Source organism: Sphingopyxis indica, assembly GCF_032879645.1.
GTDB lineage: Bacteria > Pseudomonadota > Alphaproteobacteria > Sphingomonadales > Sphingomonadaceae > Sphingopyxis > Sphingopyxis indica.
Window position 1 is genome coordinate 829,842 of record NZ_CP076394.1, and the last position, 24,083, is coordinate 853,924.

The window sequence follows — 24,083 nt, forward strand, 5'->3', positions numbered from 1 at the left end:
GCCCGGGCGTTTATCGCGGTATCGCTTCGGCGCGCCGGCTTCGCCCAGGCCGTCGTTGACAAAGCTGTAAATAGTGGCATTCTGCAACCGACCAAGGCCGCGCCAGACGGCCCCCTGCCGAGAGGAGCTGCCCCGATGGCCACCCAATATCGCGTTTCCCCCGAAAATCCCGATCCTTTGGACGTCACCCGCGCCGAGCTTTGGAGCGAGGACCGCTGGCAGGAGCCGATGGCGCGCCTGCGCGCCGAGTCGCCGATCCATTATTGCGAGGATTCGAAATTCGGTCCCTATTGGTCGCTGACAACCTACAAGCCGATCCAGCATGTCGAGGCGCTGCCCAAGATCTTTTCCTCGTCGTGGGAAGTCGGCGGGATCACCGTTGCGGGCGACGGCGTCGAACATCTGCAGGAGGGCGAAATCCCGATGCCGATGTTCATCGCGATGGACCCGCCGCAGCACACCGCGCAGCGCCGCACCGTCGCGCCCGCCTTCGGCCCGTCGGAGATCGAGCGGATGCGCGCCGACACGATCGCGCGCACCGCCGCGGTGCTCGACACGCTGCCGATCGGCGAGACGTTCGACTGGGTCGAGAAGGTGTCGATCGAACTGACGACGCAGATGCTCGCGATCCTCTTCGATTTTCCGTGGGAAGAACGCCACAAGCTCACCGCCTGGTCCGACGCGCTCGGCGACATCGAAAGCTTCAACACGCTCGAAGAGCGGCAGGCGCGGCTCGCGATCGCCTATGAAATGGGCGGCGCCTTTCAGGAACTCTGGGCGCGCAAGGCCAGGAATCCGGGGCAGCACGACCTCATCTCGATCATGCTCCAGTCCGACGCGATGAGCCATATGAGCGAGAATGAGTTCATGGGGAATCTCATCCTCCTCATCGTCGGCGGCAACGACACGACGCGCAATTCGATGTCGGCCTATGCCTATGGCCTGTCGCAATTTCCCGAAGAGCGCGCGAAGCTTGAGGCGAACCACGACCCCGAACTCGCGGTCAACGCGATGCACGAGATCATCCGCTGGCAGACCCCGCTCGCGCATATGCGGCGCACCGCGACCGAGGATACCGAACTCTTCGGCCACCAGATCAGGAAGCGCGACAAGCTCGCGCTCTGGTATGTCTCGGCGAACCGCGACGAGAGCATCTTCCCCGACGGCGACCGGATCATCGTCGACCGCGAAAATGCGCGGCGGCACCTGTCGTTCGGCTATGGCATCCACCGCTGCGTCGGCGCGCGCGTCGCCGAACTGCAGCTCACCGCGCTGATCGCCGAGATGCAGCGGCGCCGGCTGCGCGTGAACGTTCTCGGCGAGCCCGAGCGGGTTCACGCCTGCTTCGTTCACGGCTATCGCCACATGGATGTGCAGCTCGAAAAATATTGAGGCGGGCTGAAACCTCCGCCGCGTCCGCCACGTATCATTCGATATGATCGAACGGCGACATCTTATCGGCGGTCTCGCGCTCGGCGGCGCGCTCATCGGCGCGCCGATGCTGTTCGCCAAGCCGGGCCGGCGGCCGCAAGCCGAACCCGGCTGGCGGCTTTCCGAGGCCGAATGGAAAAAGCGGCTCACCCCGATGCAGTTTCGCGTGCTGCGCGAGGCGGCGACCGAGCGGCCCTTTACCAGCCCCCTGAACGACGAGCATCGCGCCGGCATTTTCCTGTGCGCAGGCTGCAAGCTGCCGCTCTATTCGAGCAAGACCAAATATGACAGCGGCACGGGCTGGCCGAGCTTCTGGGCGCCGCTGAAAAATGCGGTCGGCACCGCGACCGACCGCGAGCTCGGCTATCCGCGCACCGAGCTCCACTGCCGCCGCTGCGGCGGGCATCTGGGGCATGTCTTCGACGACGGCCCGAAGCCGACAGGCAAGCGCTATTGCATGAACGGCGCCGCGCTCAGCTTCCGGCCGGCCTGACGCGGTAGACGCGAAGGTCGGTCGAGACGCCGATCGGCACCGGCTGGAGCCAACCCGGAACTTTTCCGGCGGCGAGCATCGCTGCAAGGCCGTCGCTGCGCGCCTTGCGATAGACGTTGAAATCATTGGCCGTGGGGCAAATCACGATCAGGGTCGCGCCGCGACGCCGCGCCAGCGCTTCCGCCTGGGCGGGATCGCCCAGAAAGAACCGTATCGTGTCGGCCATCGCGGCATTGTTGCGATGATGCGGCGTTGCGACCAGGCCATGCGGCGTCCAGAAGATCAGCGGTGCGCCAAGGTCGATCGGGGCGAGGACCGTGGTCGGCGGAATCCGGTCGAGCGCGGCGATGGATGGCGCGTCGAGGCAATTGCCTCCGTCGGCGGGCGCTGGCGCCGTCTCGCGGTCCTCGAAGGCGGGAATGGCGGCGGCGAGCGGGATCGCCACAGCGCTGCTCGCAAGGAACGGCAGCGTTACCGCGGCGAGCAGCGAGCCGCCGAGGCGCGGCAGGGTGGGAAGCTCGCGCGCGCGCGCGAACAGCCGGATGCCGACCCATGCGCATCCGGGTATCGCGAACAGATGCGCGGTCGCGACGCTGCGCAGGACCATCAGCGACACGGCGCTCGCGCCGGCGAGCGCGATCAGAAGCGTTGCCCACTGCCGGCGCTCGGCGGCGCCGTCGCTGTGCCACCACGCGAGCAAGGTGCCGACGAAGCCGAGCAGCGTGGGTATGACCAGATGAATGATGGTCTGTGGCTTCGCCGCCCAGATCGGCTGGCCTTCGAGGACCCGACGATACCAGTAGCGATCGACCAGCGGATCGAGCGAGGCGAAGGGCCCATGCGTGCATTCGGGGGCGGTGCCGACGACGGCGATCGCTGCGGCCGCCGCGGCGATGCCCAGCAACGCGATCCGCATCCATGGGCGTCGGGGCCGGCACGCGACTGCGAGCGTCGTTCCGACACCCGCTGCGATGAAGGCGGCAAGGTAAGGAAGGGACAGCGAATCGCACCAGGTGCCGAAGAGCCCGGCGGGGCCGCGCGTCGCGAACTGGAAGATAAGGGCGCCGCCCGCCAGGCCGAGCATGTAGAAGGTCAGCCGGTCGCGGTCGTCTGCATCGCCGTTCAACGCCCAACGCAGCGCGGCAATCCCCGCGAAGAGCGCCGCCAGCGGCAACCCTTCGATCGACACGGCGATCAGCATCGCTGCGAACAGGCCGCCCAGCAGCCCGGCGCCGCGGCTCGCGGGGCGCAGCGCCTGCCACAGAATCAGCATCGCGAGGAAGACTTGCCAGCCGTGATGGTCGATGCGCAGCGGACGGAATTGGACCATGATATAGCCGCAGAAGATCAGATAGAGTGGCACCGCATAGGCGATGCGGCGATCGGGCAAGCGGCGATAACCGAACGACGCGACGATCAGCAGCGCGAGTAGGTGGAGCGGCGGCCACAGCGCCATCACGATCTGTTCGGCGAGCGGCTGGCCGATAAACGGTCGCAGCAGCAGGATCGCCCCTGCGATCGGAATGTCGACGATTCGAGACCAGTGCATCAGCACGCCGCCATCGGCCGGGTTGACCCGATATTGCATCAGGTCCCACCAGCCTTGCCCGGCCAGCAGGTCGCGCACCTGCACCATGCGCATCGCATCGTCGGTGTCGGGAAGACTCAGCGATGCGATGGCGGGCCACCGGCCGACAAAGATCGCGGCTTCCGCGATGATCCAGACGATCAGCGCGATCCGGAGCGGGGTCATCCACGAGGGCAGGGTCGGCGGCGCTTGACCCGGCGCCTTCGCGCCCTCCGCTCCGGCCGCGAGCGATGCCGCGCTCATGCGATATCCGGGCGGAAGACGAGGTGGCGGCGCAGCCAATAGGTCGTCTGGAAACTCACCACGATCGCGATCAGCTTGGCGAGGCGGGGATCGAGACCGAGCAGGCTGCCGGTGCCGACGATCGCCGTCGTCACCGCCAGCCCGACGAGCGCCGACCCGACGAAGAAGAGCTTTTGCCGATGCCGGTCGCTCGTCCCGCGCGCGGCGGTGCCGTCGGCGAAGACCAGCCGGCTCGACACCAGCCAATGAACGAGGATGCCCATGCCATAGCCGAGCGCCGACGCCGCGACCGGCGTTAGACCCGCACTGAGCAGCAGCAGGAAGAGCCCCGCATCGACGCAGAGCGAAAGTCCGCTCGCGGCGAGATAGGCGAGCCAGCGCAGCTCGCCGCGCCGCACCATATCGATCAACTGCAGCGCCTGTCCGATCATCGCCGGCTCCTCCGCCACCGCTGGGAGCCTACGCCGCCTTGCCGACGCGCTGCGGCACGTCGCGCACCGAAGCGAGCGCGGCGCGTTCGCCTTCGCTGCCGCTCTCGTGATATTCGGCGTCCTCGTTGACGCCCCAGATGTCGTACACCCGTTCGCCCGCGACGATATTGCGCACCGTCAGCATCGCGGTCATCATCGCATGGTCCTGATTGTTGTAGCGGTGCATTCCGTTGCGCCCGACCATGTGCAGCGTCGGGTAGCGTGCTTCGAGTTCCTCGCGCATCGCGGCGACATGCGCGGCATAGTCATCGTCATAGACCGGATAGGCCTTTTCCTGCCGAACCACCGCGCCGCCGACGACGTCGGCCGGGTCGCACAGCCCGAGGATCGCCATCTCGTCGGTCGCGAGCGCGATCAGATCCGCGTCGCTCGACGACCACAGCCCGTCGCCTTCGAAGCAGAAATATTCGAGGCCGACGCAGGCAAGCTCGGGATCGGGCACCATTTCGGGCGACCAGCTGCGGAAATTCTGCACCCGGCCGACCTTGACCTTGCTGTCGTGGATATAGATCCAGTTGTCGGGGAACAGATCCTCCGACCGGATCTTGAGCGCGACGGTCAGGAAGTCGCGATATTTGAGCTTCGGCGCCGCGGTGAGCGCCGAAGCGGGCAGCGGGTGGATGCGCGCGGCAAGCTCGCGCATCGGCGCCGAGCTGATGACATGCGCGGCGTCGATCGCGACGTCGCCGCCGGGTCCGGTCGCGGTGAGCCGCCAGCGCCCCGTCGTCTGGTCCTGCGTCAGCTGCTTGAAGCTGTGGCCCATCAGCACATGGTTGCCGCCGGCGATCACCTTATCGCGTGCGGCGTCCCACATCATGCCGGGGCCGAGCCGCGGATAGCGGAAGGTTTCGAGCAAGGTCTTGGTCGCCATGCCGTCGTTCGGGCGCTTGTTGAGCCCCAGGCTGCGTTTCAGCCCGTCGAGCACCGCGGCGCCGAGCGAGAGTCCCTTGATGCGCTGCGCCGCCCAGTCGGCCGACATCTCGTCGCACGGCATCCCCCATACCTTCTCGGTATAGGTCTTGAAGAAGATCGAATAGAGTTTGTGCCCGAACTGACCCACCGTCCAGTCCTCGAAGCTGCGCACCGCCTTGTTGGGCAGCAGCTTCGCCTTGGCATAGCTCGCCATGCACAGCGCCGAGCGGAACAGGCCGAGGTTCCACAGCGCCTCGAACGCGCGCAGCGGATAGGAATAGAATTTGCCCTCATAATAGATGCGGCTCATCCGCGGGCGCTGGATGAAATCGTCGGGCAATATCTCGTTCCACAGATCGACCACTTCCTGCGATTTGGAAAAAAAGCGGTGCCCGCCGATATCGAAGCGGAACCCCTCATGCTCGACCGTGCGGCTGATCCCGCCGACATAGTCGGGGTCCTTTTCGATGACCGTGACGCGGTAGCCCTCTTTGGTCAGCAGATAGGCAGCGGTCAGTCCCGCCGGTCCCGCGCCGATGATCGCGACGTCCACGCTCGTCGGCCGGCTCGCACTATTTGTCATCCGATTTCCCCACGCAGCAAAATGCTTCGCGTCCGCTGTGGGGGAATGGTTCTAAAAACTGGTTAACGGAGCGCTAGGACTTGATCCTTCCTTGCGGAACAGAACGAAGACGCCAACAAAAAGGGCGTCCGGTCCCCCCAGACCGGACGCCCCGTTGGCGTCGCTGATCGGTGACGATCAGGCGCTGTAATACATGTCGAACTCGACCGGGCTCGGGGTCTGCTCAAAGGCATAGACCTCGTCCCACTTGAGCTCGATATAGGCTTCGATCTGATCCTTCGAAAAGACGTCGCCCTTCAGGAGGAAGTCGTGATCGGCGGTCAGGCTGTCGAGTGCTTCGCGAAGCGAACCGCAGACGGTCGGGACGTCGGCGAGTTCCTCGGGCGGCAGGTCATAGAGATTCTTGTCCATCGCGTCGCCGGGATGGATCTTGTTCTGGATGCCGTCGAGGCCCGCCATCAGCAGCGCGGCATAGGCGAGATAGGGGTTCGCCATCGCGTCGGGGAAGCGGAATTCGACGCGCTTCGCCTTGGCGCCCGCGCCATAGGGGATGCGGCACGAAGCCGAACGGTTGCGGCTCGAATAGGCGAGCAGCACCGGCGCTTCGAAGCCCGGGACGAGGCGCTTGTAGCTGTTCGTCGTCGGATTGGTGAAGGCGTTCAATGCCTTCGCATGTTTGATCACGCCGCCGATGAAATAGAGGCACATGTCCGAAAGCCCGGCATAGCCGTTGCCGGCGAAGCTCGGCTTGCCCTTTTCCCAGATCGACATGTGGGTGTGCATGCCGCTGCCGTTGTCGTCCTTGATCGGCTTCGGCATGAAGGTCGCGGTCTTGCCATAGGCGTGCGCGACCTGATGCACGACATATTTGTAGATCTGCATGCGGTCGGCGGTTTCGGTGAGCGTGCCGAAGGTCAGGCCGAGCTCGTGCTGCGCCGCGGCGACCTCATGGTGGTGCTTGTCGCAGGGCAGGCCCATTTCGAGCATCGTCGAAACCATCTCGGCACGGATGTCGACCGCGCTGTCGACCGGCGCGACCGGGAAATAGCCGCCCTTGGCGCGCGGGCGGTGGCCGAGGTTGCCGCCCTCGTAGCTGCGGCCGGTGTTGGTCGGCAGTTCGATGTCGTCGATCTCGAAGCCCGACTTGTTATAGCCGGTTTCGAAGCGGACGTCGTCGAACATGAAGAATTCGGCTTCGGGACCGACATAGACGGTATCGCCGATGCCGGTCGAGGCGAGATAGGCCTCGGCACGCTTCGCGGTCGTGCGCGGGTCGCGCGCATAGCCTTCGCCGGTCGAGGGTTCGACGATGTCGCAGAAGATGACGAGCATCGGCGTGGCCGAGAAGGGATCGTCGTAGACCGCCTCGAGGTCGGGCTTCAGGATCATGTCGCTCTCGTTGATCGCCTTCCAGCCGGCGATCGACGAGCCGTCGAACATCAGGCCGTCCTCGAGCGCGTCCTCGTCGATGACGCCAGCGCACATCGTCAGATGCTGCCATTTGCCCTTGGGATCGGTGAAACGCAGATCGACCCACTCGATGTCATTATCCTTGATCCGGGCGACGATATCCTTCGGCTTGGTGGCCATGGTCTTACACTTCCTTCTTGCGATGAAATCCCGGGCGGCCCCGGGGCGTTGAACTGGGTTGTCTAGAGCGCGTCCTCGTCGCGCTCGCCGGTGCGGATGCGCAGCGCGGTTTCGACGGGAATGACGAAGATCTTGCCGTCGCCGATGCGGCCGGTCTGCGCCGCGGCGGCGATCGCCTCGACCACGCGTTCCGCCATATTGTCGTCGACGATCACCTCGAGCTTCACTTTCGGCAGGAAGTCGACGACATATTCGGCGCCGCGATAGAGTTCGGTGTGGCCTTTCTGCCGACCGAAGCCCTTGGCCTCGGTGACGGTGATGCCGCTCACTCCGACCTCGTGCAGCGCCTCTTTCACCTCGTCCAGCTTGAACGGTTTGATGATCGCCTCAATCTTCTTCACTTAACTCATCCCCCTTTGGGCTCGCCACCGTCGCTCGCGACCAAAGCCGGACAGGCGCGCCTGTCCGGTTCCCCGGTCGAGTCGGTGCGGTGTCCCGCCATCTTGCATCAATCAAGAGCCGTGCCAATTGGCGAATCGCAAGCTTTCGGCAAGATTTTTGGCACGAAGTTGCGCCGCTGCCCGGTCTTTGGGCAATGCGGTAACGGCGGTGCCTAAAAAAACGGCAACGCGTTCGGGCCCGGCCGCGGACGGGTCACTCTTCGGTGCGGATCAGGATCATCTCGCCGATCAGTGCGAAGAGGATGAACGGCCCCCACGCGGCGAGGAAGGGCGAATAGGCGCCGAGGTCGCCCATCGCGAGCGCGAAATTGTCGGCGACGAAATAGGCGAAGCCGAGCGCCATTCCCAGGATCGCGCGCACGAACAGCTTGCCCGACCGCGCGAGGCCGAACGCCGCGACCGCGCCGAGCAGCGGCATCAGCACCGCCGACAGCGGCCCCGAAATCTTGTGCCAGAGCACCCCCTTCAGCGAATCGACCGGCCGCCCCGCGGCCTCGAGATCGGCGATCGCGCTCTTCAGTTGCAGGAAGGGCAGCTGGTCGCCGTCGACCTGTGCGAGGGTGAACTGGTCGGGGCGCACGCCCTTGGCCGCGACGATGGTGCCCAATTCCTCGACCGTCCCCGACCGGCGCAGGAAGCGCCTGGCGTTCGTCAGCTCCCACCCGCCGTCGACCGCGCGGCCCGTGTCCGCCGACAGGACCGACGACAGGATGCCGCCGGTGCGCTCATAGATTTTGACGCCGCGCAGCACGATCGCCGGTCCGCCGGCCTCGACCGTCTGCGCGTTGATCAGGTCGTCGCCCTCGCGCACCCAGATGTTCGAGCGGACCCCGCTGTCCTTCGGCACCTCGGCATATTCGACCTTTTGCCACGCGCTGAGCGCCGCTGTCGCGCGCGCGACGATCCGCTCGTTGAAGCCGAAGCTGATCGCCGCGACGAGCAGCGCGGCGAGGAACAGCGGCGCGAGCACCTGGTGCGCCGACATGCCCGCCGCCTTCATCGCGATCACCTCGCTGTTCTGGTTGAGCGTGATCAGCGTCAAGATCGTGCCGAGCAGCACCGAAAAGGGCAGGAAGGTCTCGATGATCTGCGGGACGCGCAGCCCGACATAGCGCCACACCTCGGCGTCGCCATTGCCCGCGACGGCCAGGATCTTGCCGCTTTCGCCGAGCAGGTCGAGCGTCTGGAGGATGACGACGAGCGCGAAGAGGATGGCGAAGGTGCGGACGAAGAACAGCCGCCCCATATAGAGCGCCATCGTGCGCGACGGAAAGAAATGGAACTGGTGCATCAGGCGGGTTTCTGCTTGCGGCCAAAGACGTTGAACAGCGCCTTGACGCGCTGCCCCGCCTTGGCGGCGACGCGCTCGAGCGCGTCGATCGGCTGGCCGCCGGGGACATGCGCGAGCGTGTAATACATCCAGATCGCGAGCGCCGCGAAGAGCAGGAAGGGCACCCATAGCGCGATGATCGGATCGACGGTGCCGCGCGCGCCCATGTCCTCGGCATATTGGTTGATCTTGTGCTGCGTCACCAGAATGACGATCGACAGGAAGACGCCGAGCGCCGACGTCGAGCGCTTGGGCGGGATCGCGAGCGCGACCGCGAGCAGCGGGATCAGGAACATCGAGGCGACCTCGACGATGCGGAAATGGAAATTGGCGCGCGTTTCGAGCCGTGTCGCGAGCGGTTCGCTCTTGTCGCGCCCGACGACGAACAGCTCGGGAATCGTCAATTCGCGGTCGCCGCCGCCGCGGGTGCGGAACGCCTCGATCTTGGGCAGCGGGATCGGCAGATCGTGATTGTCGAAGGTCAGGACGCGCGGCACCGGGAATTTGGGCGATTCGTGGATCAGCACCCCCTTGGTCAGCCGCAGGATGATCGTGTTCGGGTCGTCGGTCGCAAGGAACTGGCCCTGCGCCGCGGTCGCCGACACCGCCTGGCCGTCGTCATTCTCGCCGCGCACGAAAATGCCGCGCAAGCTGCGCCCGTCGTCAAAGCTCTGTTCGATGCGCAAGGTCATCCGGCTGCCGAGCTTGGTGAATTCGCCGACCTTGATCGACGCGCCGAGCGCGCCCGAGCGCAGCTCGAACTGCAATCCTTCATAGGCATAGCGCGCATAGGGCTGGATGAAGCCGACGATCGCGAGGTTGAGCAGCGCGAGCGCGAAGGCGAAGACATAGGGCATCCGCATCAGCCGCCCGAAGCTCATCCCCACGCCGCGCAGCACGTCGAGCTCGCTCGACGTCGCGAGGCGGCGGAAGGCGAGGAGGATGCCGAGCATCAGCCCGATCGGAATGCCGAGCGAGAGATATTCGGGGATCAGATTCGCGAGCATCCGCCACACGACGCTGACCGGCCCGCCCTCGGTCGCGACGAAATCGAACAGGCGCAGCATCTTTTCGAGCACCAGCAGCATCGCCGAAAGGACGAGCGTGCCGAGCATGGGAAAGAAGATGAGCCGCGCGATATAGCGGTCGATGGCGGGTAGTCTGTTCAAGCTTTCGTCGCCCCATCACCATGATTTGGCCGCAAAGGTTTCCGATATGCCGATTCAAGGGCGACAGGGACCCATGTCGGCGCGCGCATCGGCGCGACTGGCGTGGCTATAACCTCTGGAGGTATTGAGGTCATGTCGAAAATGTTTTTCGCCGGGATACTCGCCGCCGGTGCTGCCGGAGCGCTGATCGCGCCCGTCGCGGCGCAGGGCGCCACGCTGGGTCCGGCCGCGCATCTGTGCAACAGGAATGCGACCGCGGTGCTGGTCGACGTGCATGGTTTCAAGGCGCGCACGGGGACGCTGCGCGTTCAGGTCTACAACGCCGACAAAAGCTATCTCGAAAAGCGCAAATGGCTCGATCGCGTCGATGTGCCGGTGACCGGCTCGGGCGCGATGCAGGTCTGCGTGCCGGTCAAGCAGCCGGGCAATTATGTCATTTCGGTGCGCCACGACCTGAACGGCAACGGCAAGTCGGATCGCAGCGACGGCGGCGGCCTGTCGGGCAATCCCGACATGAAGGTCACCGATTTCATCTTCAAGCGGAAGCCGAAGCTCGGCGAGGTCAGCTTCGCGGTCGGCGGCTCGACGAAGCGCGTGCCGGTGACACTCAACTATGTCAGCGGCCTCTCTTTCGAGCCGGTCGATTAAGGAGGCTCCGGAGGGCAGTGGCCAGCGTAGCGCTTCTTTCCAACCCCCGCTCGACGGGGAACCGCGCCCTTCTGCCGAGGGTCCGCGAATATTGCGCCGCGCACCCCGACATCTTCCACTATGAGGTCGAACATGTCGACCAGATCGGCGAAGCGATCCGGACGATCGCGATGGTGTCCCCGCGCGTCGTCGCGATCAACGGCGGCGACGGCACCGTCCAGGCGGCGCTGACCGAGCTCTATTCGGGCGGCCATTTCGGCGGCTCGCCGCCGCCCGTCGCGGTGCTGCCCAACGGCAAGACCAATTTGATCGCGCTCGACCTCGGCGCCGCGGGCGATCCGATCAAGGCGCTCGAGCGCGTGGTCGAGCTGGTCGGAAGCGGCCATATCGACGATCATGTGATCGAGCGCCAGCTGATCGCGCTCGACAGCGGCGGCGAGCGGCCGGTGCTCGGCATGTTTCTGGGCGGCGCCTATCTTGCCGATGTGATGCTTTATTGCCGGAATCGCATCTATCCGCTCGGCCTGCCGAACGGCGTATCGCATTTCCTGGCGGCGATGCTCGCCCTGTTCGCGATTTTGTTCGGCGTGGGTGGCGGGCGCCTGCCGCCCAAGCCCGAGGCGATGACCGTGTCGCTGATCCGTCAGGGCGAATTCAAGGGCAAATTTTCGCTGCTGATCGTCACGACGCTGGAGAAGCTGCTGCTTTCGATCCGCACCAACGACAAGCCTGGCGCGGGCGGTCACATGAAATTGCTCGCGACCGAAAGCAATGTCGGCGCGCTCTTTCGTATGCTCGGCGCGACCTGGCGCGGGACGCTCGGCCAACATGAACTCGCCGGCGTCCATTTTCAGCAAGGCGACGAGATACGCATCGAGGGCAAGCGCTCGAACGTCATCCTCGACGGCGAGATTTTCGAGGCGCAGGGCGGCAAGCCGATCATCCTGACCTCGACCCAGCCGGTGCCCTTCCTGCGCCTCGCAGCCTGAGGCGAGGTTTCGCCAATGCGTGGTCCTATCCTTTCCCCTGCATCCCCGAGCGAAGACGAGGGGGCCGGCCGAGCGCAGCCGAGGCCCGGTGAGAATTCTCGCTTCGCTCGAATGAGCCCCTCGTCTTCGCTCGGGGATGCGGGTAAACTGACGCAGCTGGTCCGCGAGGAATTGTCGACCCCCGTTGATCCGCGCGTCGCGGCGATGGCCCGGGCGATCGCCGCCCAATATCCGGGCAGCGCGCGCGCGGTGCTTTTCTATGGCAGCTGTCTGCGCGAAAGCGCGCTCGACGGGCTGATGCTCGATTTCTACCTGATCGTCTCGGACTATGGCGACGCCTATGACCGGCGCTGGCTCGCGCTCGCCAACCGGCTGATCCCGCCCAATGTCTTTCCCTTCGAGCACGACGGGCTGATCGCCAAATATGCGGTGCTCAGCGAAGGTGATTTCGACCGGCTGAACGGTCCCGAAACGCGCAACGTGTCGGTCTGGGCGCGCTTCGCGCAGCCGTCGCGGCTCGTCTGGGCGGTCGACGATACGGCAAGGGACCGCGCGATCGCCGCGGTCGCGCGCGCCGCGCCGACCCTGCTCGCCGCCGCGGGGAAGGTCGCGGGCGAAACCCCGCTCGACTGGTGGCGCCGCGCTTTTTCGCTGACCTATTCGGTCGAGCTTCGCGCCGAGCGCAGCAATCGTGCGCAATCGGTCGTCGACGCCGAACCCGAACGCTATGCGCGCTTCAGCGCCCCCGCCATCGCCGCGATTCCCGCGCGCGCACGCAGCGGCGGCTGGACGCGCCGGCGGATCGAGGGCAAGGCGCTCAGCATCGTGCGGCTGGCGAAAGCGGCCTTCACCTACGCCGGCGGCATCGACTATCTCGCGTGGAAGATCAATCGCCACGCCGGCACCCGGATCGAGATCAAGCCCTGGCAGCGCCGCTGGCCGCTCGTCGCCGCACTGACCCTCGTTCCGCGCCTCGTGAAGAGCGGCGCGATCCGTTAACTCGCCAGCCGCGTGCCTTCGCGGGGGCTGCCGCAGCGCTGGATCGCCTGGTCGAGCGCGGCGAGGGTGAAGGGTTTGCGCAGCACGTCATGGTCGCCGAAGCTCGCAAGCTCGCTTGCGTCGCCTGCATAGCCGGTGACGAACAGCACCGACAGATTCGGCCACCTTGCCTTCAGCCGCGCGATCATTTCCGGCCCCGTCAGCGCGGGCATCAGCACGTCGGACAGGACGAGGTCGAACCCGCCATGCTTCTCGACCATCGCTTCGGCTTGCAGCGGATCGGGGCAGGCGACCGCAGTGTGGCCGAGTTCGTTCACCGCATCGACCGTCGCGGCGAGAACGCGGCGATCGTCCTCGACCACCAAAATGTCGAGTGCGTGCCCGGGCACCGTCGCCGGGACAACGGTGGCGGTGTCGTCGGCGTCGGCCGCGTCGTGCGCCCGCGCGACGGGCAGCAGCATCGCGACGCTCGTGCCTTCGCCCTCGGTCGAATGTATCTGCACCTCGCCTCCCGACTGGCGGCAAAAAGCGAAGACCTGGCTCATCCCCAGCCCCGTGCCCTGACCGACGGGCTTGGTGGTGTAGAAGGGGTCGAAGACGCGCTCGATCACCTCGGGAGACATGCCGCAGCCGGTGTCGATCACCTGCACCGCGAGCGCCGCGCTTTCCTCTTCTTCGTCGCGCAGCGTGCGGATCGTCAGCGACCCGCGCCCCTCCATCGCGTCGCGCGCGTTGACCGCGAGGTTGAGCAGCGCATTTTCGAACTGCTGGCGGTCGATCCGGCAGCGCAGGCCCGCCGCGTTGAGGTCGAGCGTCAGCGCGATCCGGTCGCCGATCGTCCGCGCCATCAGCTCCGAAAAGCCCTGGATGCAATCGTCGATGTCGGTCATTTCGGGGCGGGCGGGTTCGGCGCGGGCAAAGGTCAGCAGGCGCCGCGTCAGATCGGCGGCACGGTTGGCGCCGTCGAGCGCGTTGCGGATATGCCGCTCGGCCTTGTCGGGCGCCTCGGTCAGCCAGCGCTGCGCGAGTTCGAGCCCGCCGACGACCACCGCGAGCATATTGTTGAAATCATGCGCGATACCGCCGGTGAGCTGGCCCACCGCCTCCATCTTCTGCGCCTGCCGCAGCCGCGCCTCGGCGGTCTCGCGCTCGCTCATCTCGCTGCGCAGCGCCTCGTTGGCGTCGGCGAGTTCGGCGGTGCGCGCGACGACCGCCGCCTCCAGCTCCATCGCGCGGTCGCTTTCGGCGAGCTGTTCACGCCGCGCGAGACGGCGTTCGCTTTCGGCGCGCAGCAGCGAAAAGGTCGCGCCGATCGCGACGACCGCCGCCGCCGCACCGAGCAAGGAGAACATCAGAATCGCCTGATTGAGGCTGGCGCGGTCCGATGCCGCGATGCGGTTGCGCTGCGCGAGCAACGCGCGCTCGTCGCGGATCAGCTGGGTCACCAGCTTGTCGATGCGATTGAGCGCCGGATCGTGGCCCGCGGCATTATATTTGGAGATGGCGGCGACGGTCTGCCGGTAATTGGCGCTGAGCGCCGCGTCGCCGAGCTGTTCGCCGCGCTGGTTGAGCTCTTCGGTCAGCGCCGCGACGAGCTGGGCCTGCGCCGGATTGTCGCGCACGTTGCGTTGCAGAAGCCCCAGATATTGCATGGCGACGCCCCATTGCTGCTGGAACATCCGGCCGTCTTCTTTCTGAAGCCCGACCGCGAAGCGCCCGAGCGCCGCCTCGGCGCGCGCAAGCGCGGCATCGAGCGAGCGCGTCTGCGAAATGACCTCCAGGCTGTGCGCCTGCCAGCCGAGCGAGCGGTCGTAATTGTCGTTGGCGCGCATCAGCAGCAGCACGAGCGCGGTGACGACGCCGACCAGAATCGCGCCGACCCCGGCGGTCAGCCAGAAGCGCAAGCGCTGGCGCCGGCCTTCGGCGATGCTGTCGCTGTCCTGCTCAAACACCGGCTCGTCTTACCGGCAATCGCCGGTGCCGCAAAGCCGCGAAGATTCCGGCGATGGCCAAGTCCCGCAATTCGCCGCGAAAAAGAGTCGGTTTGTCGGCGGGAAATCCCGGCTCAGCCGATAATCCCGACGCGCTTGCCTGCGCGTTCGAAGCGCGACAATATCTCTCCGACCTGATCGGACGAATGTTCGGCGCACAGCGAACAGCGCAGCAACGTCATCCCCGCCGGGGTCGCCGGCGGGCGGGCAAGGTTGACGTAAAGACCCTCTTCGAGCAGCGCCTCCCACATCGCGGCGCCCCTTTCGAGGTCGGGCATGATCACCGCGATGATCGCCGATTGCGGCTCGTCGGTGCCGAGCGTGAAGCCGCGGTCCTTGAGGCCCTTGTGCAGCGTCTTCGAATTTTCCCACAGATGCGCGCGCTTGTTGCTCCCGTGCATCAGCTTGCGGATGCTCGTCGCCGCGGTGGCGACGACGCTCGGCGGCAGCGAGGCGGTGAAGACATAGGGGCGGCAGACGAGCCGCAATATCTCGAACTTCGGATGGTTCGACACGCAGAAGCCGCCGACGGTGCCGACGCTCTTGCTGAACGTGCCGATGATGAAGTCGACGTCGTTGATTACGCCCTGCGCTTCGGCGACGCCGCGGCCATGTTCGCCGATGAAGCCCATCGAATGCGCTTCATCGACGAGGACCATCGCGCCATTTTCCTTGGCGATGCGTACCATTTCGTTGAGCGGCGCGACGTCGCCGAGCATCGAATAGACGCCTTCGAGCACGACGAGCTTGCCCGCTTCGGCGGGCAGGCGCTTCAGGCGTTTTTCGAGCGCCTCGACGTCGTTGTGGCGAAAGGCGACGATTTCGGCGTCGCCCATCTTGCACCCGTCATAGATCGACGCATGGCTGTCGATGTCGAGGATGACATAGTCGCCCTTGCCGGCGATCGTCGAGATGATGCCGAGGTTCGCCTGATAGCCGGTCGAAAACACCATGGCATGATCCATGGCATAAAAGTCCTTCAGCGCCTCTTCGACTTCCTTGTGCCCCTGATAGGTGCCGTTGAGCACGCGGCTGCCGGTGGTGCCGCTGCCGAACTTGTCGAGCGCGTCCTTGCCCGCGGCGATGACATCCTCGTCGAAGGTCATGCCCATATAATTATAGGTGCCGAGCAGGATCGTTTCGCGCCCGTTGCAGATCGCGACGGTGGGCGAGAGCACTTTTTCCATCACCAGGCTGAACGGGTCGGTGACGCCGGTGGCGAGCAGGTCGGCGCGCTGCTGGATCAGCGGATCGAATTTGGTGAAGAGGTCGGTCATGGTGATACTCTCATATCCGTTCGTGCTGAGGAGGGGCTGAGCTTGGCGAAGACCCGTCTCGAAGCACCGTGGCAGGCCCTTCGAGACGCCATTTCGACAAGCTCGATGGCTCCTCAGGGCGAACGGGAATCCTTGAACTAGCCCTGCAGCTTTTCCACCGCTGCAGCCAACTGGCCTACGTTTTCGATCTCGGCCTGCTGGTTCATGCTGATGATGATGTCGAACGTATCCTCGACCTCGGCGACGAAATCCATCACCGTCAGGCTGTCCCATTCGAGGTCGCCCGCGAACGTGGTGGCGTCGGTCAGCTCGACGCCCTTCTTGTTGAAGGGGGCGATCAGGCCGTAAATCTGCTCTTTGAGGGCGGTGCTCATGGGGGTGCGTCCCTATAATGAAAACTGCGCGCGGACATGCCGCGCCGCCGCCCGATTGGCAAGCGAATGCGGCGGCAATCGGGCAGCATCTTGCCGATACCCGCCGAACATGGCATCGCATGGGGGCGAAACGGGGACTGGCCTATGAGCAATGAAGGCGAACCGGCCGCGACGGGCTTTCCGTCCAACGCGGTGCATCTGATGCGCACCAACCAGCAACTGACGATGCAATTGTCGCAGATGGCCGACCAGAAAGCGTCGATCCTGATGGGCGCGACCTTCGTCGTCTTCACCATATCGGTGGGGCAGCTGCGCAGCGGCGCGATGGCGGTGCCGCTCGCGGTGCTCGCGACCTTTGCCTTTCTGTCGGCGGTGCTCGCGATTTCGGCGGTGATGCCGCGCTTCGGGTCGATGCCGGCGGAGGGCGATGCGGAGGGCGATACGCGGCGCAATCTTCTCTTCTTCGGCCATTTCTCCGCGATGTCGGAGGAGGCGTTCATCGCGGCGGTCAAGGCGCGTTCGCGCAGCGAAGAGGACATGTACGACATGATGCTGCGCGACACCTATCAGAATGGCGTGGTGCTGGCGCGGCGCAAATATCGCTATCTCGGCTATGCCTATCGGCTGTTCGTCGTCGGGCTGACCCTGACCTTCATCGCCTTCGTGATCGAACTCGCGGTGGGATGGGCGCGGTTGGTTTAGGCCGGCGTGCGTAATCGCGTATGAGATTGCTGCGTGTCGCAGTCTCCCCCCTCGCTTGCGGGAGGGGCAGCGAGGCTTGCGAGCTTGCTCGCTAGCCGCAGCGGGGTGGGGCCTTGCGACGTGGCTGCCCACCCCCAACCCCACCCGCAAGCGGGAGGGGAGAGCCGCTTGCATATGGGATGCTCATCCTCCGGCAAGTCGCGTGGCGGCAGACGATGGCGCCACACCCGCTGTTGCCATTTGGCCACCCCTGCCGAGGATTCGTTCGTCGCTATCCAATTGGAGTGGCGCGGCCCCGACGCTTCTTATATCCGGGCCGGCTATGCTGGCCGAACCCGCCCCCCTGACCGGCGAACCCGCGTCCACCCTGCGCCGCGAATTCCCGGCGACGCTCGCGCTCGCCGTGCCGCTCGCCGCGGCGAATCTGCTGCAGATGATGGTGCATGCGATCGACGTGATCTTCGTCGCGCGGCTCGGCGATGCGGCGCTCGCGGCGGCATCGCTCGGCGTGTCGATCTTCGGGCTGCTCCTGTGGACCGGCACCGGGCTCGTCGGCGCCGCCGCACCCTTCGTTGCCGCCGAACTCGGGCGCCGCAAACATGCGGTGCGCGAGGTGCGGCGCACCGTGCGCATGGCGCTGTGGCTCAGCCTGATCGTCTCGGCGCTGTTCATGGGGGTCTGCGCCGCGGGCGGTCCGATCATGCGCGCGACGGGGCAGGACCCCGAAATCACGCGCCACGCGGCGAGCTTTCTGCTGATCCTGATGTGGGGCATGGTCCCGATGATCGCGGCGAGTGTGCTGCGTATCTTCGTCTCGGCGCTCGGGCGGCCGACGATCGCGACCGCGATCACCTTCCTCGCGCTCTTCGTCAACGCGCTCGGCAACTGGGCGCTCGTCTTCGGCCACCTCGGGATGCCGAAGCTCGGCCTGCACGGCTCGGCGCTGTCGAGCGTGACGACGAGCACCGTGATGCTGCTCGCCTATGTCGTCGTCATCCAGAGCGACCGGCGGCTGCGGCGCTATCATCTGTTCGGTAACTGGTGGCGCTCCGAATGGCCGCGCTTTCGCGAGCTGTTGCGCATCGGGCTGCCGATCGGGCTGATCATCCTCGCCGAAGCGGGGCTGTTCACCGGCGCGGCCTTTCTGATGGGGCGGATCGGCGAGGCACAACTCGCCGGGCATACGATCGCACTCCAGGTCGCGGCGCTCGCCTTCCAGATCCCGTTCGGCGTCGCGCAGGCGGCGACGATCCGCGTCGGCCTTTCCTATGGCGCGCGCGATCATCGCGGGATCGCGCTCGCCGGGCAGGCGTCGCTGATCCTCGGCATCGGCTTCATGGTGCTGACCGCGGCGACGATGTGGATTTTCCCGCGGCTCGTGCTGTCGATCTATGTCGATGTCGACGCGGCGCGCAACGCCGCGCTCGTCGGCTATGCGATGCAGTTCCTGGTCGTCGCCGCCGCCTTCCAACTCTTCGACGGTGCGCAGACGGTGGCGGCGGGCGTGCTGCGCGGGCTTCAGGACACGCGCGTGCCGATGATCATCGCGGTGTGCGGTTATTGGCTCGCGGGCTATGGCACCGCCATCTATCTGGGCTTCTGGACCCCGCTCGCCGGGGTCGGCATCTGGATCGGCCTTGCGGTGGGGCTGGTCGTGGTGGCGGGGCTGCTTCTGCTTCGCTGGCGAATGCGCGCCCGTCTCGGCCTTCTGCCGGCCTGACGAAAAAGTTCGAAAGAATCTTCGGGCAGTGCTTGACGCCCCCAAGGGGTCAACCCATATGCCCGCCTGTTAGCACTCTCGTCCTGTGAGTGCTAAACTGACATCCATTGCATTTCTGGAGGGACATCCATGCAATTTCGTCCGCTGCACGATCGCGTGCTCGTCCGCCGTATCGAAGCCGAGGAAAAGACGGCCGGCGGCATCATCATCCCCGACACCGCCAAGGAAAAGCCGCAGGAAGGCGAAGTCGTCGCCGTCGGCACCGGCGCCAAGGCCGAAGACGGCAAGGTCACGCCGCTCGACGTCAAGGCCGGCGACCGCATCCTGTTCGGCAAATGGTCGGGCACCGAGGTCAAGGTCGACGGCGAAGAGCTGTTGATCATGAAGGAATCGGACATTCTGGGCGTCATCGCCTGAATCCGCTCCCCCGCCCCCGGCGGGACATAATCCACAGTGAAGTTACGCAGTTTTCTGCGGGATCGAAAGGAAGCATATAATGGCTGCCAAGGACGTTAAATTCAGCCGCGACGCGCGCGAGCGCATCCTGCGCGGCGTCGACACCCTCGCCGACGCGGTGAAGGTCACGCTCGGCCCCAAGGGCCGCAACGTCGTGATCGACAAGAGCTTCGGCGCGCCGCGCATCACCAAGGACGGCGTCACCGTCGCCAAGGAAATCGAGCTCAAGGACAAGTTCGAGAATATGGGCGCGCAGATGCTCCGCGAAGTCGCCTCGAAGGCGAATGACGCGGCCGGCGATGGCACCACCACCGCGACCGTGCTCGCCCAGGCGATCGTGCGCGAAGGCATGAAGTCGGTTGCCGCCGGCATGAACCCGATGGACCTGAAGCGCGGCATCGACCTTGCAGTCAACAAGGTCGTCGAGACGATCAAGGCGCAGTCGCAGGCGGTCAAGGGCTCGTCCGAGATTGCGCAGGTCGGCATCATTTCGGCGAACGGCGACAAGGAAGTCGGCGAAAAGATCGCCGAAGCGATGGAAAAGGTCGGCAAGGAAGGCGTGATCACCGTCGAAGAGGCGAAGGGTCTCGATTTCGAGCTCGACGTCGTCGAGGGCATGCAGTTCGACCGCGGCTATCTGTCGCCCTATTTCATCACCAACCCCGAAAAGATGCTGGTCGAGCTGACCGACCCCTATATCCTGATCTTCGAGAAGAAGCTGTCGAACCTCCAGTCGATGCTGCCGATCCTCGAAGCGGTGGTGCAGTCGGGCCGTCCGCTCCTCATCATCGCCGAGGACATCGAGGGCGAAGCGCTCGCGACGCTCGTCGTCAACCGCCTGCGCGGCGGCCTGAAGGTCGCGGCGGTCAAGGCGCCGGGCTTCGGCGATCGCCGCAAGGCGATGCTGCAGGACATCGCGATCCTGACCAAGGGCGAGATGATCAGCGAAGACCTGGGCATCAAGCTCGAGAATGTCACGCTCGGCATGCTCGGCCAGGCGAAGCGCGTCACCATCGACAAGGACAACACCACGATCGTCGACGGCGCGGGCGATGCCGAAACCATCAAGGGCCGCGTCGAGCAGATCCGCGCGCAGATCGAAACCACGACCAGCGACTATGACCGCGAAAAGCTGCAGGAGCGTCTCGCGAAGCTCGCCGGCGGCGTGGCGGTGATCAAGGTCGGCGGCGCCTCGGAAGTCGAGGTGAAGGAGCGCAAGGACCGCGTCGACGACGCGCTCCACGCGACCCGCGCCGCGGTCGAGGAAGGCATCGTCCCCGGTGGCGGCACCGCGCTCCTCTATGCGACCAAGGCGCTCGAAGGCATGAGCGGCGAGAATGAAGACCAGACCCGCGGCATCGACATCATCCGTCGCGCGCTGCAGGCTCCGGTCCGCCAGATCGCCGAGAACGCCGGCTTCGACGGCGCGGTCGTCGCGGGCAAGCTGTTCGACCAGGCCGACACCAACCACGGCTTCAACGCCGCGACCGATACCTATGAGGATCTGGTCAAGGCCGGCGTGATCGACCCGACCAAGGTCGTGCGCACCGCGCTGCAGGATGCGGCTTCGGTCGCCGGGCTGCTGATCACCACCGAAGCGGCGGTGACCGAGCTTCCCGACGACAAGCCGGCGATGCCGATGGGCGGCGCCGGCGGCATGGGCGGCATGGGCGGCATGGACTTTTAAGTCCGCACCGCTCGGCACCTGCCGACGACAAGAGGGGCCGGAGGGAAATCCTCCGGCCCTTTTTCTTGGCGCGGCCATTGCCTGTTCATCGCCGCTGGCATAGCGGAGGCGGCATGAGCCTCTTCCTGGCCTTCCTCGCCGCGGTCGCGTCGCCCGCCGCTCAGGCGGCGCCCGCGGCACCGGCGCCGCAGCAAGCCGTCGCACGCTGCGGCTATCGCATCGTCCGCAGCTATCCGCACGACCCCCAAAGCTTCACCCAGGGCCTCTTCTGGCACGACGGTCATCTCTACGAAGGCACCGGTCAATATGGCCGCTCGCGCGTTGCGCGGCTCGACCTCGAAAGCGGCAAGGCGACCGCCGAAACGCCGCTGCCCGCCGACCAGTTCGGCGAGGGTATCGTGCGCTGGCGCGACCAGATCATCGGGGTGACCTGGCAGGGCGGTGTCGGCCACCGCTGGCGGCTCAGCGATCTCAAGCCGCTCGGGACCTTCCGCTATGCGGGCGAGGGGTGGGGCGTCGCGATGCTGGAGGGCCGGCTGGTGCTCAGCGACGGGACGCCGATGCTGCGTTTCTTCGATCCGGCGACGATGCGCGAGACCGGAACGCTGGCTGTCACGATCGCGGGGCAGCCGCTGCCGATGCTCAACGAACTCGAAGCGATCGACGGCGAGATCTGGGCCAATATCTGGATGACCGACGCGATCGTGCGCATCGACCCCGCGAGCGGCGCGGTGCGCGCGGTGATCGACATGCGCGGCCTGAAGGACGACGCCGGGGCGCACGGCTCCGACAGCGTGCTCAACGGCATCGCATGGGACGCGCGGGCGAAGCGCCTGTTCGTCACCGGCAAATATTGGCCCAAGCTCTACGAGATCGCGCTCACCGGCTGCGATTAACCGCCGAGCGCCGCCGCCATCCGCGCCGCCGCCGCATCATAGACGCGCGCTTTCAGCCCTTCGGTGACGGCCGCGGGCGCGCGGTCGGGGTGGCCGCCGGCGAAGGGCGGGGCAGGATCATATTCGATCGCGAGCTGGATCGCCTGTGCGACCGCATCGCCCTTCAATCGCGCGATCAGGGTGAGCGCGAAATCGAGCCCGCTCGTCACCCCGCCGCTCGTCACGACGCGGCCGTCCTCGACGACGCGGCCGGGCGCGGGCTCGGCGCCGACCAGTGGCAGCAGATGCGTATAGGCCCAGTGCGTCGTCGCGCGCTTGCCCGCGAGCAGCCCGGCGCGGCCGAGCAGGAAGGCGCCGGTACACACGCTCGTCACCCATTGGGCGCTGGCGGCCTGGCGCTTCAGGAAAGCGATCGTCGCGGCATCGCCGAGCGCATCGACGACGCCGTGCCCGCCGGGCACGCAGACGATGTCGGCGGGCGGGCAGGTGTCGAAATCGTGCGTCGCGACGAGCGAGAAGCCGCTGTCGGTGGCGATCGGATCGAGGCTGGTCGCGGCGGCGGCGGCGAGCTTCGCGCCGGGCATCCGGCTCAGCGCCTGCGCGGGCGCGGTGAAATCGAGCTGGGTGATGCCCGGAAACAGCAGGAAAACGATCTGGGTGGAAGCAGCGTCGGGCATCGGGATGGTCCTTTCCTTGGCGGCGGATCACCCAGGCGCGCGGCTCCTACGGCTGTTGCCGGTCCCGCTTCCCGATGGGTCTCCATCTTGCAGCGCCAGTCGCGGGACGCGGCATCATATCGTGCGTCGTCGCGAAGGGAAAGCCTAGGGTGCAGACCCTAGTTGCGGGGCGCCGGTTCGGCCGTGCCGTCTGCCGCCGCGTCGGCGGGAGGGTTTTCGCGACTTTCGAGCATCGCGGCGGCATCGTCGAGCGCCCTGGCTTCGCCGACGGTGACCCCGCCCGGGCCGGGCTCATTGTCGGTCCGGCTGCATCCCGCGGCGGACAGGAACAGCGCCGCGGCGCCGGCGATACCCATCATTCGCTTTCGGCTCATCGCCAATCTTCTCCCAAGAAAAAGGGCTCCGCTCCATGCCGGAACGAAGCCCCCCTTTCCCCGGTTGCACGCCGTAGCGCGCCAGCCGATTACTGCTTGTCGTTGGCCTCGGCCTTCGCCGTTTCCGACTCGATCTTGTCGCCGGCGGCAGCGGCGGCGTCGCCAGCGGCGTTCACCGCGCCCTCGACGGCGTTGCCGGCATCGTCGGCCGCAGCAGCGGTTGCGTCGGCGGCGTCGGCCGCACCTTCGGCCATTGCGTCGCCGGTCGCCGCAACGTCATCGGCGACCGCCGATCCGGCTTCCGACGCTTCCTGCTGCGCCTTTTCCGAGCAGGCGGCGAGGCTGACGGCGGCAGCGGCCATCGAGACGAGGATGAACTTGCGCATGTGAATTCCTTTCGAATGGCTTGGTAGCCGATACCGGCCACTGCGGCGCAGGATTAACGGGGGATGAAGGGCTTGGCAACCGCACCGGTCGGACGGGAAAGCCCATGCCTTGTTTCAAAACGAAAAAAAGGGTCGACGGCGCGGTGCCGGCGACCCTCTTTTCCTGCGGCCCGAAGGCCGGAAAGAAGCGGCTTACTGCTTGGCTTCTTCCATCGCGCCCTTGGCGGCGTCGGTCGCTTCCTTGGCGGCGTCGGCGGCTTCGGCAGCCTTGTCTTCGGCGGTCGCAGCGTCGCCGGTCGCAGCGGCGTCGGCGGCATCGCCCGCGGCTGCGGCGGCGTCGCCGGCGGCATCGGCCGCACCGGCAGCGGCGTCCATCGCGCCGTCGGCAGCGCCTTCGACGGTCGCCGTGGTGTCTTCGGTGGTCGCCGCCGTATCGTCGGCAGCCTTCTCACCGCAGGCGGCGAGGCCGAGCGACGTGGCAAGGACGAGCGACAGAGTGATCGACTTCTTCATGTGGGTATACCCCTCTCGATTGAAATTATCGACCGGCATGCGGATGCGAACCCTTTCGACCCGGCATTTTGCCAATCGCCCCTAGAGCTACAATCTCGAAAAA

The 24,083-nt window shown here is 66.1% G+C and carries 24 protein-coding genes and 1 riboswitch; of the genes, 10 read left to right on the forward strand and 14 right to left on the reverse strand.

The window, feature by feature from the left end:
• The first annotated feature begins 135 nt into the window (after window positions 1-135).
• Entirely contained in the window at window positions 136-1,392 is a 1,257-nt protein-coding gene (locus tag KNJ79_RS03885; protein ID WP_089215202.1) for a cytochrome P450, read from the forward strand.
• Window positions 1,393-1,435: 43 nt separating this feature from the next.
• Entirely contained in the window at window positions 1,436-1,924 is a 489-nt protein-coding gene (gene msrB / locus KNJ79_RS03890) for a peptide-methionine (R)-S-oxide reductase MsrB (protein WP_317152865.1), read from the forward strand.
• Here the strand turns inward: msrB and KNJ79_RS03895 are convergent.
• From KNJ79_RS03895 to lptF, 7 genes are all read right to left on the reverse strand, one after another.
• Window positions 1,905-3,755, reverse strand: coding sequence for a hypothetical protein (locus KNJ79_RS03895; RefSeq protein WP_317152866.1), 1,851 nt, complete (start codon window positions 3,753-3,755; stop codon window positions 1,905-1,907). The genes msrB and KNJ79_RS03895 overlap by 20 nt on opposite strands.
• Window positions 3,752-4,186 carry a GtrA family protein gene (locus KNJ79_RS03900; protein ID WP_317152867.1) on the reverse strand — a complete coding sequence of 145 codons (435 nt, stop codon included), beginning with the start codon at window positions 4,184-4,186 and terminating at the stop codon, window positions 3,752-3,754. The genes KNJ79_RS03895 and KNJ79_RS03900 overlap by 4 nt, the downstream gene beginning before the upstream one ends.
• 28 nt (window positions 4,187-4,214) lie before the next feature.
• Window positions 4,215-5,741 carry an NAD(P)/FAD-dependent oxidoreductase gene (locus tag KNJ79_RS03905; RefSeq protein ID WP_317152868.1) on the reverse strand — a complete coding sequence of 509 codons (1,527 nt, stop codon included), beginning with the start codon at window positions 5,739-5,741 and terminating at the stop codon, window positions 4,215-4,217.
• Between the two features lie 177 nt (window positions 5,742-5,918).
• The gene (gene glnA / locus KNJ79_RS03910) at window positions 5,919-7,331 is read right to left on the reverse strand and encodes a type I glutamate--ammonia ligase (protein ID WP_089215197.1); all 1,413 of its coding nucleotides are present in this window, start codon (window positions 7,329-7,331) and stop codon (window positions 5,919-5,921) included.
• Between the two features lie 62 nt (window positions 7,332-7,393).
• Window positions 7,394-7,732 carry a P-II family nitrogen regulator gene (locus KNJ79_RS03915; protein ID WP_089215196.1) on the reverse strand — a complete coding sequence of 113 codons (339 nt, stop codon included), beginning with the start codon at window positions 7,730-7,732 and terminating at the stop codon, window positions 7,394-7,396.
• 253 nt (window positions 7,733-7,985) lie between these two features.
• Complete coding sequence (gene lptG, locus KNJ79_RS03920; RefSeq protein WP_089215195.1) at window positions 7,986-9,083, reverse strand: LPS export ABC transporter permease LptG; 1,098 nt, start codon at window positions 9,081-9,083, stop codon at window positions 7,986-7,988.
• Window positions 9,083-10,237, reverse strand: coding sequence for an LPS export ABC transporter permease LptF (lptF, locus tag KNJ79_RS03925; RefSeq protein ID WP_317153856.1), 1,155 nt, complete (start codon window positions 10,235-10,237; stop codon window positions 9,083-9,085). Before lptF ends, lptG begins: the two co-directional genes overlap by 1 nt.
• 186 nt (window positions 10,238-10,423) lie before the next feature.
• Here lptF and KNJ79_RS03930 point away from each other — a divergent pair, with 186 nt between their 5' ends.
• The 3 genes from KNJ79_RS03930 (at window position 10,424) to KNJ79_RS03940 (ending at window position 12,927) form a co-directional block, all read left to right on the forward strand.
• On the forward strand, window positions 10,424-10,939 hold the full coding sequence (locus tag KNJ79_RS03930; RefSeq protein WP_089215193.1) for a DUF2141 domain-containing protein: 516 nt from the start codon (window positions 10,424-10,426) through the stop codon (window positions 10,937-10,939).
• A 17-nt stretch (window positions 10,940-10,956) separates the two neighbouring features.
• Window positions 10,957-11,928, forward strand: coding sequence for a diacylglycerol/lipid kinase family protein (locus tag KNJ79_RS03935; protein WP_089215192.1), 972 nt, complete (start codon window positions 10,957-10,959; stop codon window positions 11,926-11,928).
• A gap of 111 nt (window positions 11,929-12,039) precedes the next feature.
• Window positions 12,040-12,927 (forward strand): hypothetical protein, encoded by an 888-nt coding sequence (locus tag KNJ79_RS03940; protein ID WP_317152869.1) that lies wholly within the window; start codon window positions 12,040-12,042, stop codon window positions 12,925-12,927.
• Here KNJ79_RS03940 and KNJ79_RS03945 read toward each other — a convergent pair.
• From KNJ79_RS03945 to KNJ79_RS03955, 3 genes are all read right to left on the reverse strand, one after another.
• A complete protein-coding gene (locus KNJ79_RS03945) occupies window positions 12,924-14,879 on the reverse strand; it encodes an ATP-binding protein (RefSeq protein ID WP_317152870.1) in 1,956 nt (651 codons plus the stop codon). The genes KNJ79_RS03940 and KNJ79_RS03945 overlap by 4 nt on opposite strands.
• Before the next feature lie 113 nt (window positions 14,880-14,992).
• On the reverse strand, window positions 14,993-16,195 hold the full coding sequence (gene spt / locus KNJ79_RS03950; RefSeq protein ID WP_317152871.1) for a serine palmitoyltransferase: 1,203 nt from the start codon (window positions 16,193-16,195) through the stop codon (window positions 14,993-14,995).
• A gap of 137 nt (window positions 16,196-16,332) precedes the next feature.
• Window positions 16,333-16,569 carry an acyl carrier protein gene (locus tag KNJ79_RS03955; protein ID WP_317152872.1) on the reverse strand — a complete coding sequence of 79 codons (237 nt, stop codon included), beginning with the start codon at window positions 16,567-16,569 and terminating at the stop codon, window positions 16,333-16,335.
• A gap of 144 nt (window positions 16,570-16,713) precedes the next feature.
• Between KNJ79_RS03955 and KNJ79_RS03960 the strand changes: the two genes are divergently transcribed.
• The 5 genes from KNJ79_RS03960 to KNJ79_RS03980 all read left to right on the forward strand — a co-directional run bounded on the left by KNJ79_RS03960 (window position 16,714) and on the right by KNJ79_RS03980 (window position 22,030).
• Window positions 16,714-17,271 (forward strand): Pycsar system effector family protein, encoded by a 558-nt coding sequence (locus KNJ79_RS03960; protein WP_089215187.1) that lies wholly within the window; start codon window positions 16,714-16,716, stop codon window positions 17,269-17,271.
• Window positions 17,272-17,593: 322 nt separating this feature from the next.
• Window positions 17,594-18,991 carry an MATE family efflux transporter gene (locus KNJ79_RS03965; RefSeq protein ID WP_317152873.1) on the forward strand — a complete coding sequence of 466 codons (1,398 nt, stop codon included), beginning with the start codon at window positions 17,594-17,596 and terminating at the stop codon, window positions 18,989-18,991.
• A 129-nt stretch (window positions 18,992-19,120) separates the two neighbouring features.
• Complete coding sequence (groES, locus tag KNJ79_RS03970) at window positions 19,121-19,408, forward strand: co-chaperone GroES (protein ID WP_089215186.1); 288 nt, start codon at window positions 19,121-19,123, stop codon at window positions 19,406-19,408.
• A 79-nt stretch (window positions 19,409-19,487) separates the two neighbouring features.
• On the forward strand, window positions 19,488-21,134 hold the full coding sequence (groL, locus tag KNJ79_RS03975; protein WP_089215185.1) for a chaperonin GroEL: 1,647 nt from the start codon (window positions 19,488-19,490) through the stop codon (window positions 21,132-21,134).
• Window positions 21,135-21,247: 113 nt separating this feature from the next.
• Window positions 21,248-22,030 (forward strand): glutaminyl-peptide cyclotransferase, encoded by a 783-nt coding sequence (locus tag KNJ79_RS03980; RefSeq protein ID WP_317152874.1) that lies wholly within the window; start codon window positions 21,248-21,250, stop codon window positions 22,028-22,030.
• Here KNJ79_RS03980 and KNJ79_RS03985 read toward each other — a convergent pair.
• The 4 genes from KNJ79_RS03985 to KNJ79_RS04000 all read right to left on the reverse strand — a co-directional run bounded on the left by KNJ79_RS03985 (window position 22,027) and on the right by KNJ79_RS04000 (window position 23,980).
• On the reverse strand, window positions 22,027-22,707 hold the full coding sequence (locus KNJ79_RS03985) for a DJ-1/PfpI family protein (protein WP_317152875.1): 681 nt from the start codon (window positions 22,705-22,707) through the stop codon (window positions 22,027-22,029). The two genes, KNJ79_RS03980 and KNJ79_RS03985, sit on opposite strands and share 4 nt — an antisense overlap.
• Window positions 22,708-22,729: 22 nt before the next feature.
• Window positions 22,730-22,820: riboswitch (ZMP/ZTP riboswitch) on the reverse strand.
• Between the two features lie 45 nt (window positions 22,821-22,865).
• The gene (locus KNJ79_RS03990; RefSeq protein WP_317152876.1) at window positions 22,866-23,066 is read right to left on the reverse strand and encodes a hypothetical protein; all 201 of its coding nucleotides are present in this window, start codon (window positions 23,064-23,066) and stop codon (window positions 22,866-22,868) included.
• 104 nt (window positions 23,067-23,170) lie between these two features.
• On the reverse strand, window positions 23,171-23,467 hold the full coding sequence (locus tag KNJ79_RS03995; protein WP_089215181.1) for an entericidin EcnAB: 297 nt from the start codon (window positions 23,465-23,467) through the stop codon (window positions 23,171-23,173).
• Window positions 23,468-23,659: 192 nt separating this feature from the next.
• Window positions 23,660-23,980: a hypothetical protein gene (locus KNJ79_RS04000; RefSeq protein WP_089215180.1), complete on the reverse strand. Its 321-nt coding sequence runs from the start codon at window positions 23,978-23,980 to the stop codon at window positions 23,660-23,662.
• Window positions 23,981-24,083: the final 103 nt, after the last annotated feature.

What these genes read in the sequence shown, in the direction of transcription:
- KNJ79_RS03895 (WP_317152866.1), bottom strand. Translation starts at nt 3,755, where the DNA reads ATGAGCGCGGCATCGCTCGCGGCCGGAGCGGAGGGCGCGAAGGCGCCG.
- KNJ79_RS03940 (WP_317152869.1), top strand. Translation starts at nt 12,040, where the DNA reads ATGAGCCCCTCGTCTTCGCTCGGGGATGCGGGTAAACTGACGCAGCTG.
- KNJ79_RS03905 (WP_317152868.1), bottom strand. Translation starts at nt 5,741, where the DNA reads ATGACAAATAGTGCGAGCCGGCCGACGAGCGTGGACGTCGCGATCATC.
- KNJ79_RS03955 (WP_317152872.1), bottom strand. Translation starts at nt 16,569, where the DNA reads ATGAGCACCGCCCTCAAAGAGCAGATTTACGGCCTGATCGCCCCCTTC.
- KNJ79_RS03980 (WP_317152874.1), top strand. Translation starts at nt 21,248, where the DNA reads ATGAGCCTCTTCCTGGCCTTCCTCGCCGCGGTCGCGTCGCCCGCCGCT.
- msrB (WP_317152865.1), top strand. Translation starts at nt 1,436, where the DNA reads ATGATCGAACGGCGACATCTTATCGGCGGTCTCGCGCTCGGCGGCGCG.
- KNJ79_RS03965 (WP_317152873.1), top strand. Translation starts at nt 17,594, where the DNA reads ATGCTGGCCGAACCCGCCCCCCTGACCGGCGAACCCGCGTCCACCCTG.
- groL (WP_089215185.1), top strand. Translation starts at nt 19,488, where the DNA reads ATGGCTGCCAAGGACGTTAAATTCAGCCGCGACGCGCGCGAGCGCATC.
- KNJ79_RS03960 (WP_089215187.1), top strand. Translation starts at nt 16,714, where the DNA reads ATGAGCAATGAAGGCGAACCGGCCGCGACGGGCTTTCCGTCCAACGCG.
- groES (WP_089215186.1), top strand. Translation starts at nt 19,121, where the DNA reads ATGCAATTTCGTCCGCTGCACGATCGCGTGCTCGTCCGCCGTATCGAA.
- lptG (WP_089215195.1), bottom strand. Translation starts at nt 9,083, where the DNA reads ATGCACCAGTTCCATTTCTTTCCGTCGCGCACGATGGCGCTCTATATG.
- KNJ79_RS03990 (WP_317152876.1), bottom strand. Translation starts at nt 23,066, where the DNA reads ATGATGGGTATCGCCGGCGCCGCGGCGCTGTTCCTGTCCGCCGCGGGA.
- glnA (WP_089215197.1), bottom strand. Translation starts at nt 7,331, where the DNA reads ATGGCCACCAAGCCGAAGGATATCGTCGCCCGGATCAAGGATAATGAC.
- spt (WP_317152871.1), bottom strand. Translation starts at nt 16,195, where the DNA reads ATGACCGACCTCTTCACCAAATTCGATCCGCTGATCCAGCAGCGCGCC.
- KNJ79_RS04000 (WP_089215180.1), bottom strand. Translation starts at nt 23,980, where the DNA reads ATGAAGAAGTCGATCACTCTGTCGCTCGTCCTTGCCACGTCGCTCGGC.
- KNJ79_RS03900 (WP_317152867.1), bottom strand. Translation starts at nt 4,186, where the DNA reads ATGATCGGACAGGCGCTGCAGTTGATCGATATGGTGCGGCGCGGCGAG.
- KNJ79_RS03995 (WP_089215181.1), bottom strand. Translation starts at nt 23,467, where the DNA reads ATGCGCAAGTTCATCCTCGTCTCGATGGCCGCTGCCGCCGTCAGCCTC.
- KNJ79_RS03885 (WP_089215202.1), top strand. Translation starts at nt 136, where the DNA reads ATGGCCACCCAATATCGCGTTTCCCCCGAAAATCCCGATCCTTTGGAC.
- lptF (WP_317153856.1), bottom strand. Translation starts at nt 10,237, where the DNA reads ATGCTCGGCACGCTCGTCCTTTCGGCGATGCTGCTGGTGCTCGAAAAG.
- KNJ79_RS03930 (WP_089215193.1), top strand. Translation starts at nt 10,424, where the DNA reads ATGTCGAAAATGTTTTTCGCCGGGATACTCGCCGCCGGTGCTGCCGGA.
- KNJ79_RS03985 (WP_317152875.1), bottom strand. Translation starts at nt 22,707, where the DNA reads ATGCCCGACGCTGCTTCCACCCAGATCGTTTTCCTGCTGTTTCCGGGC.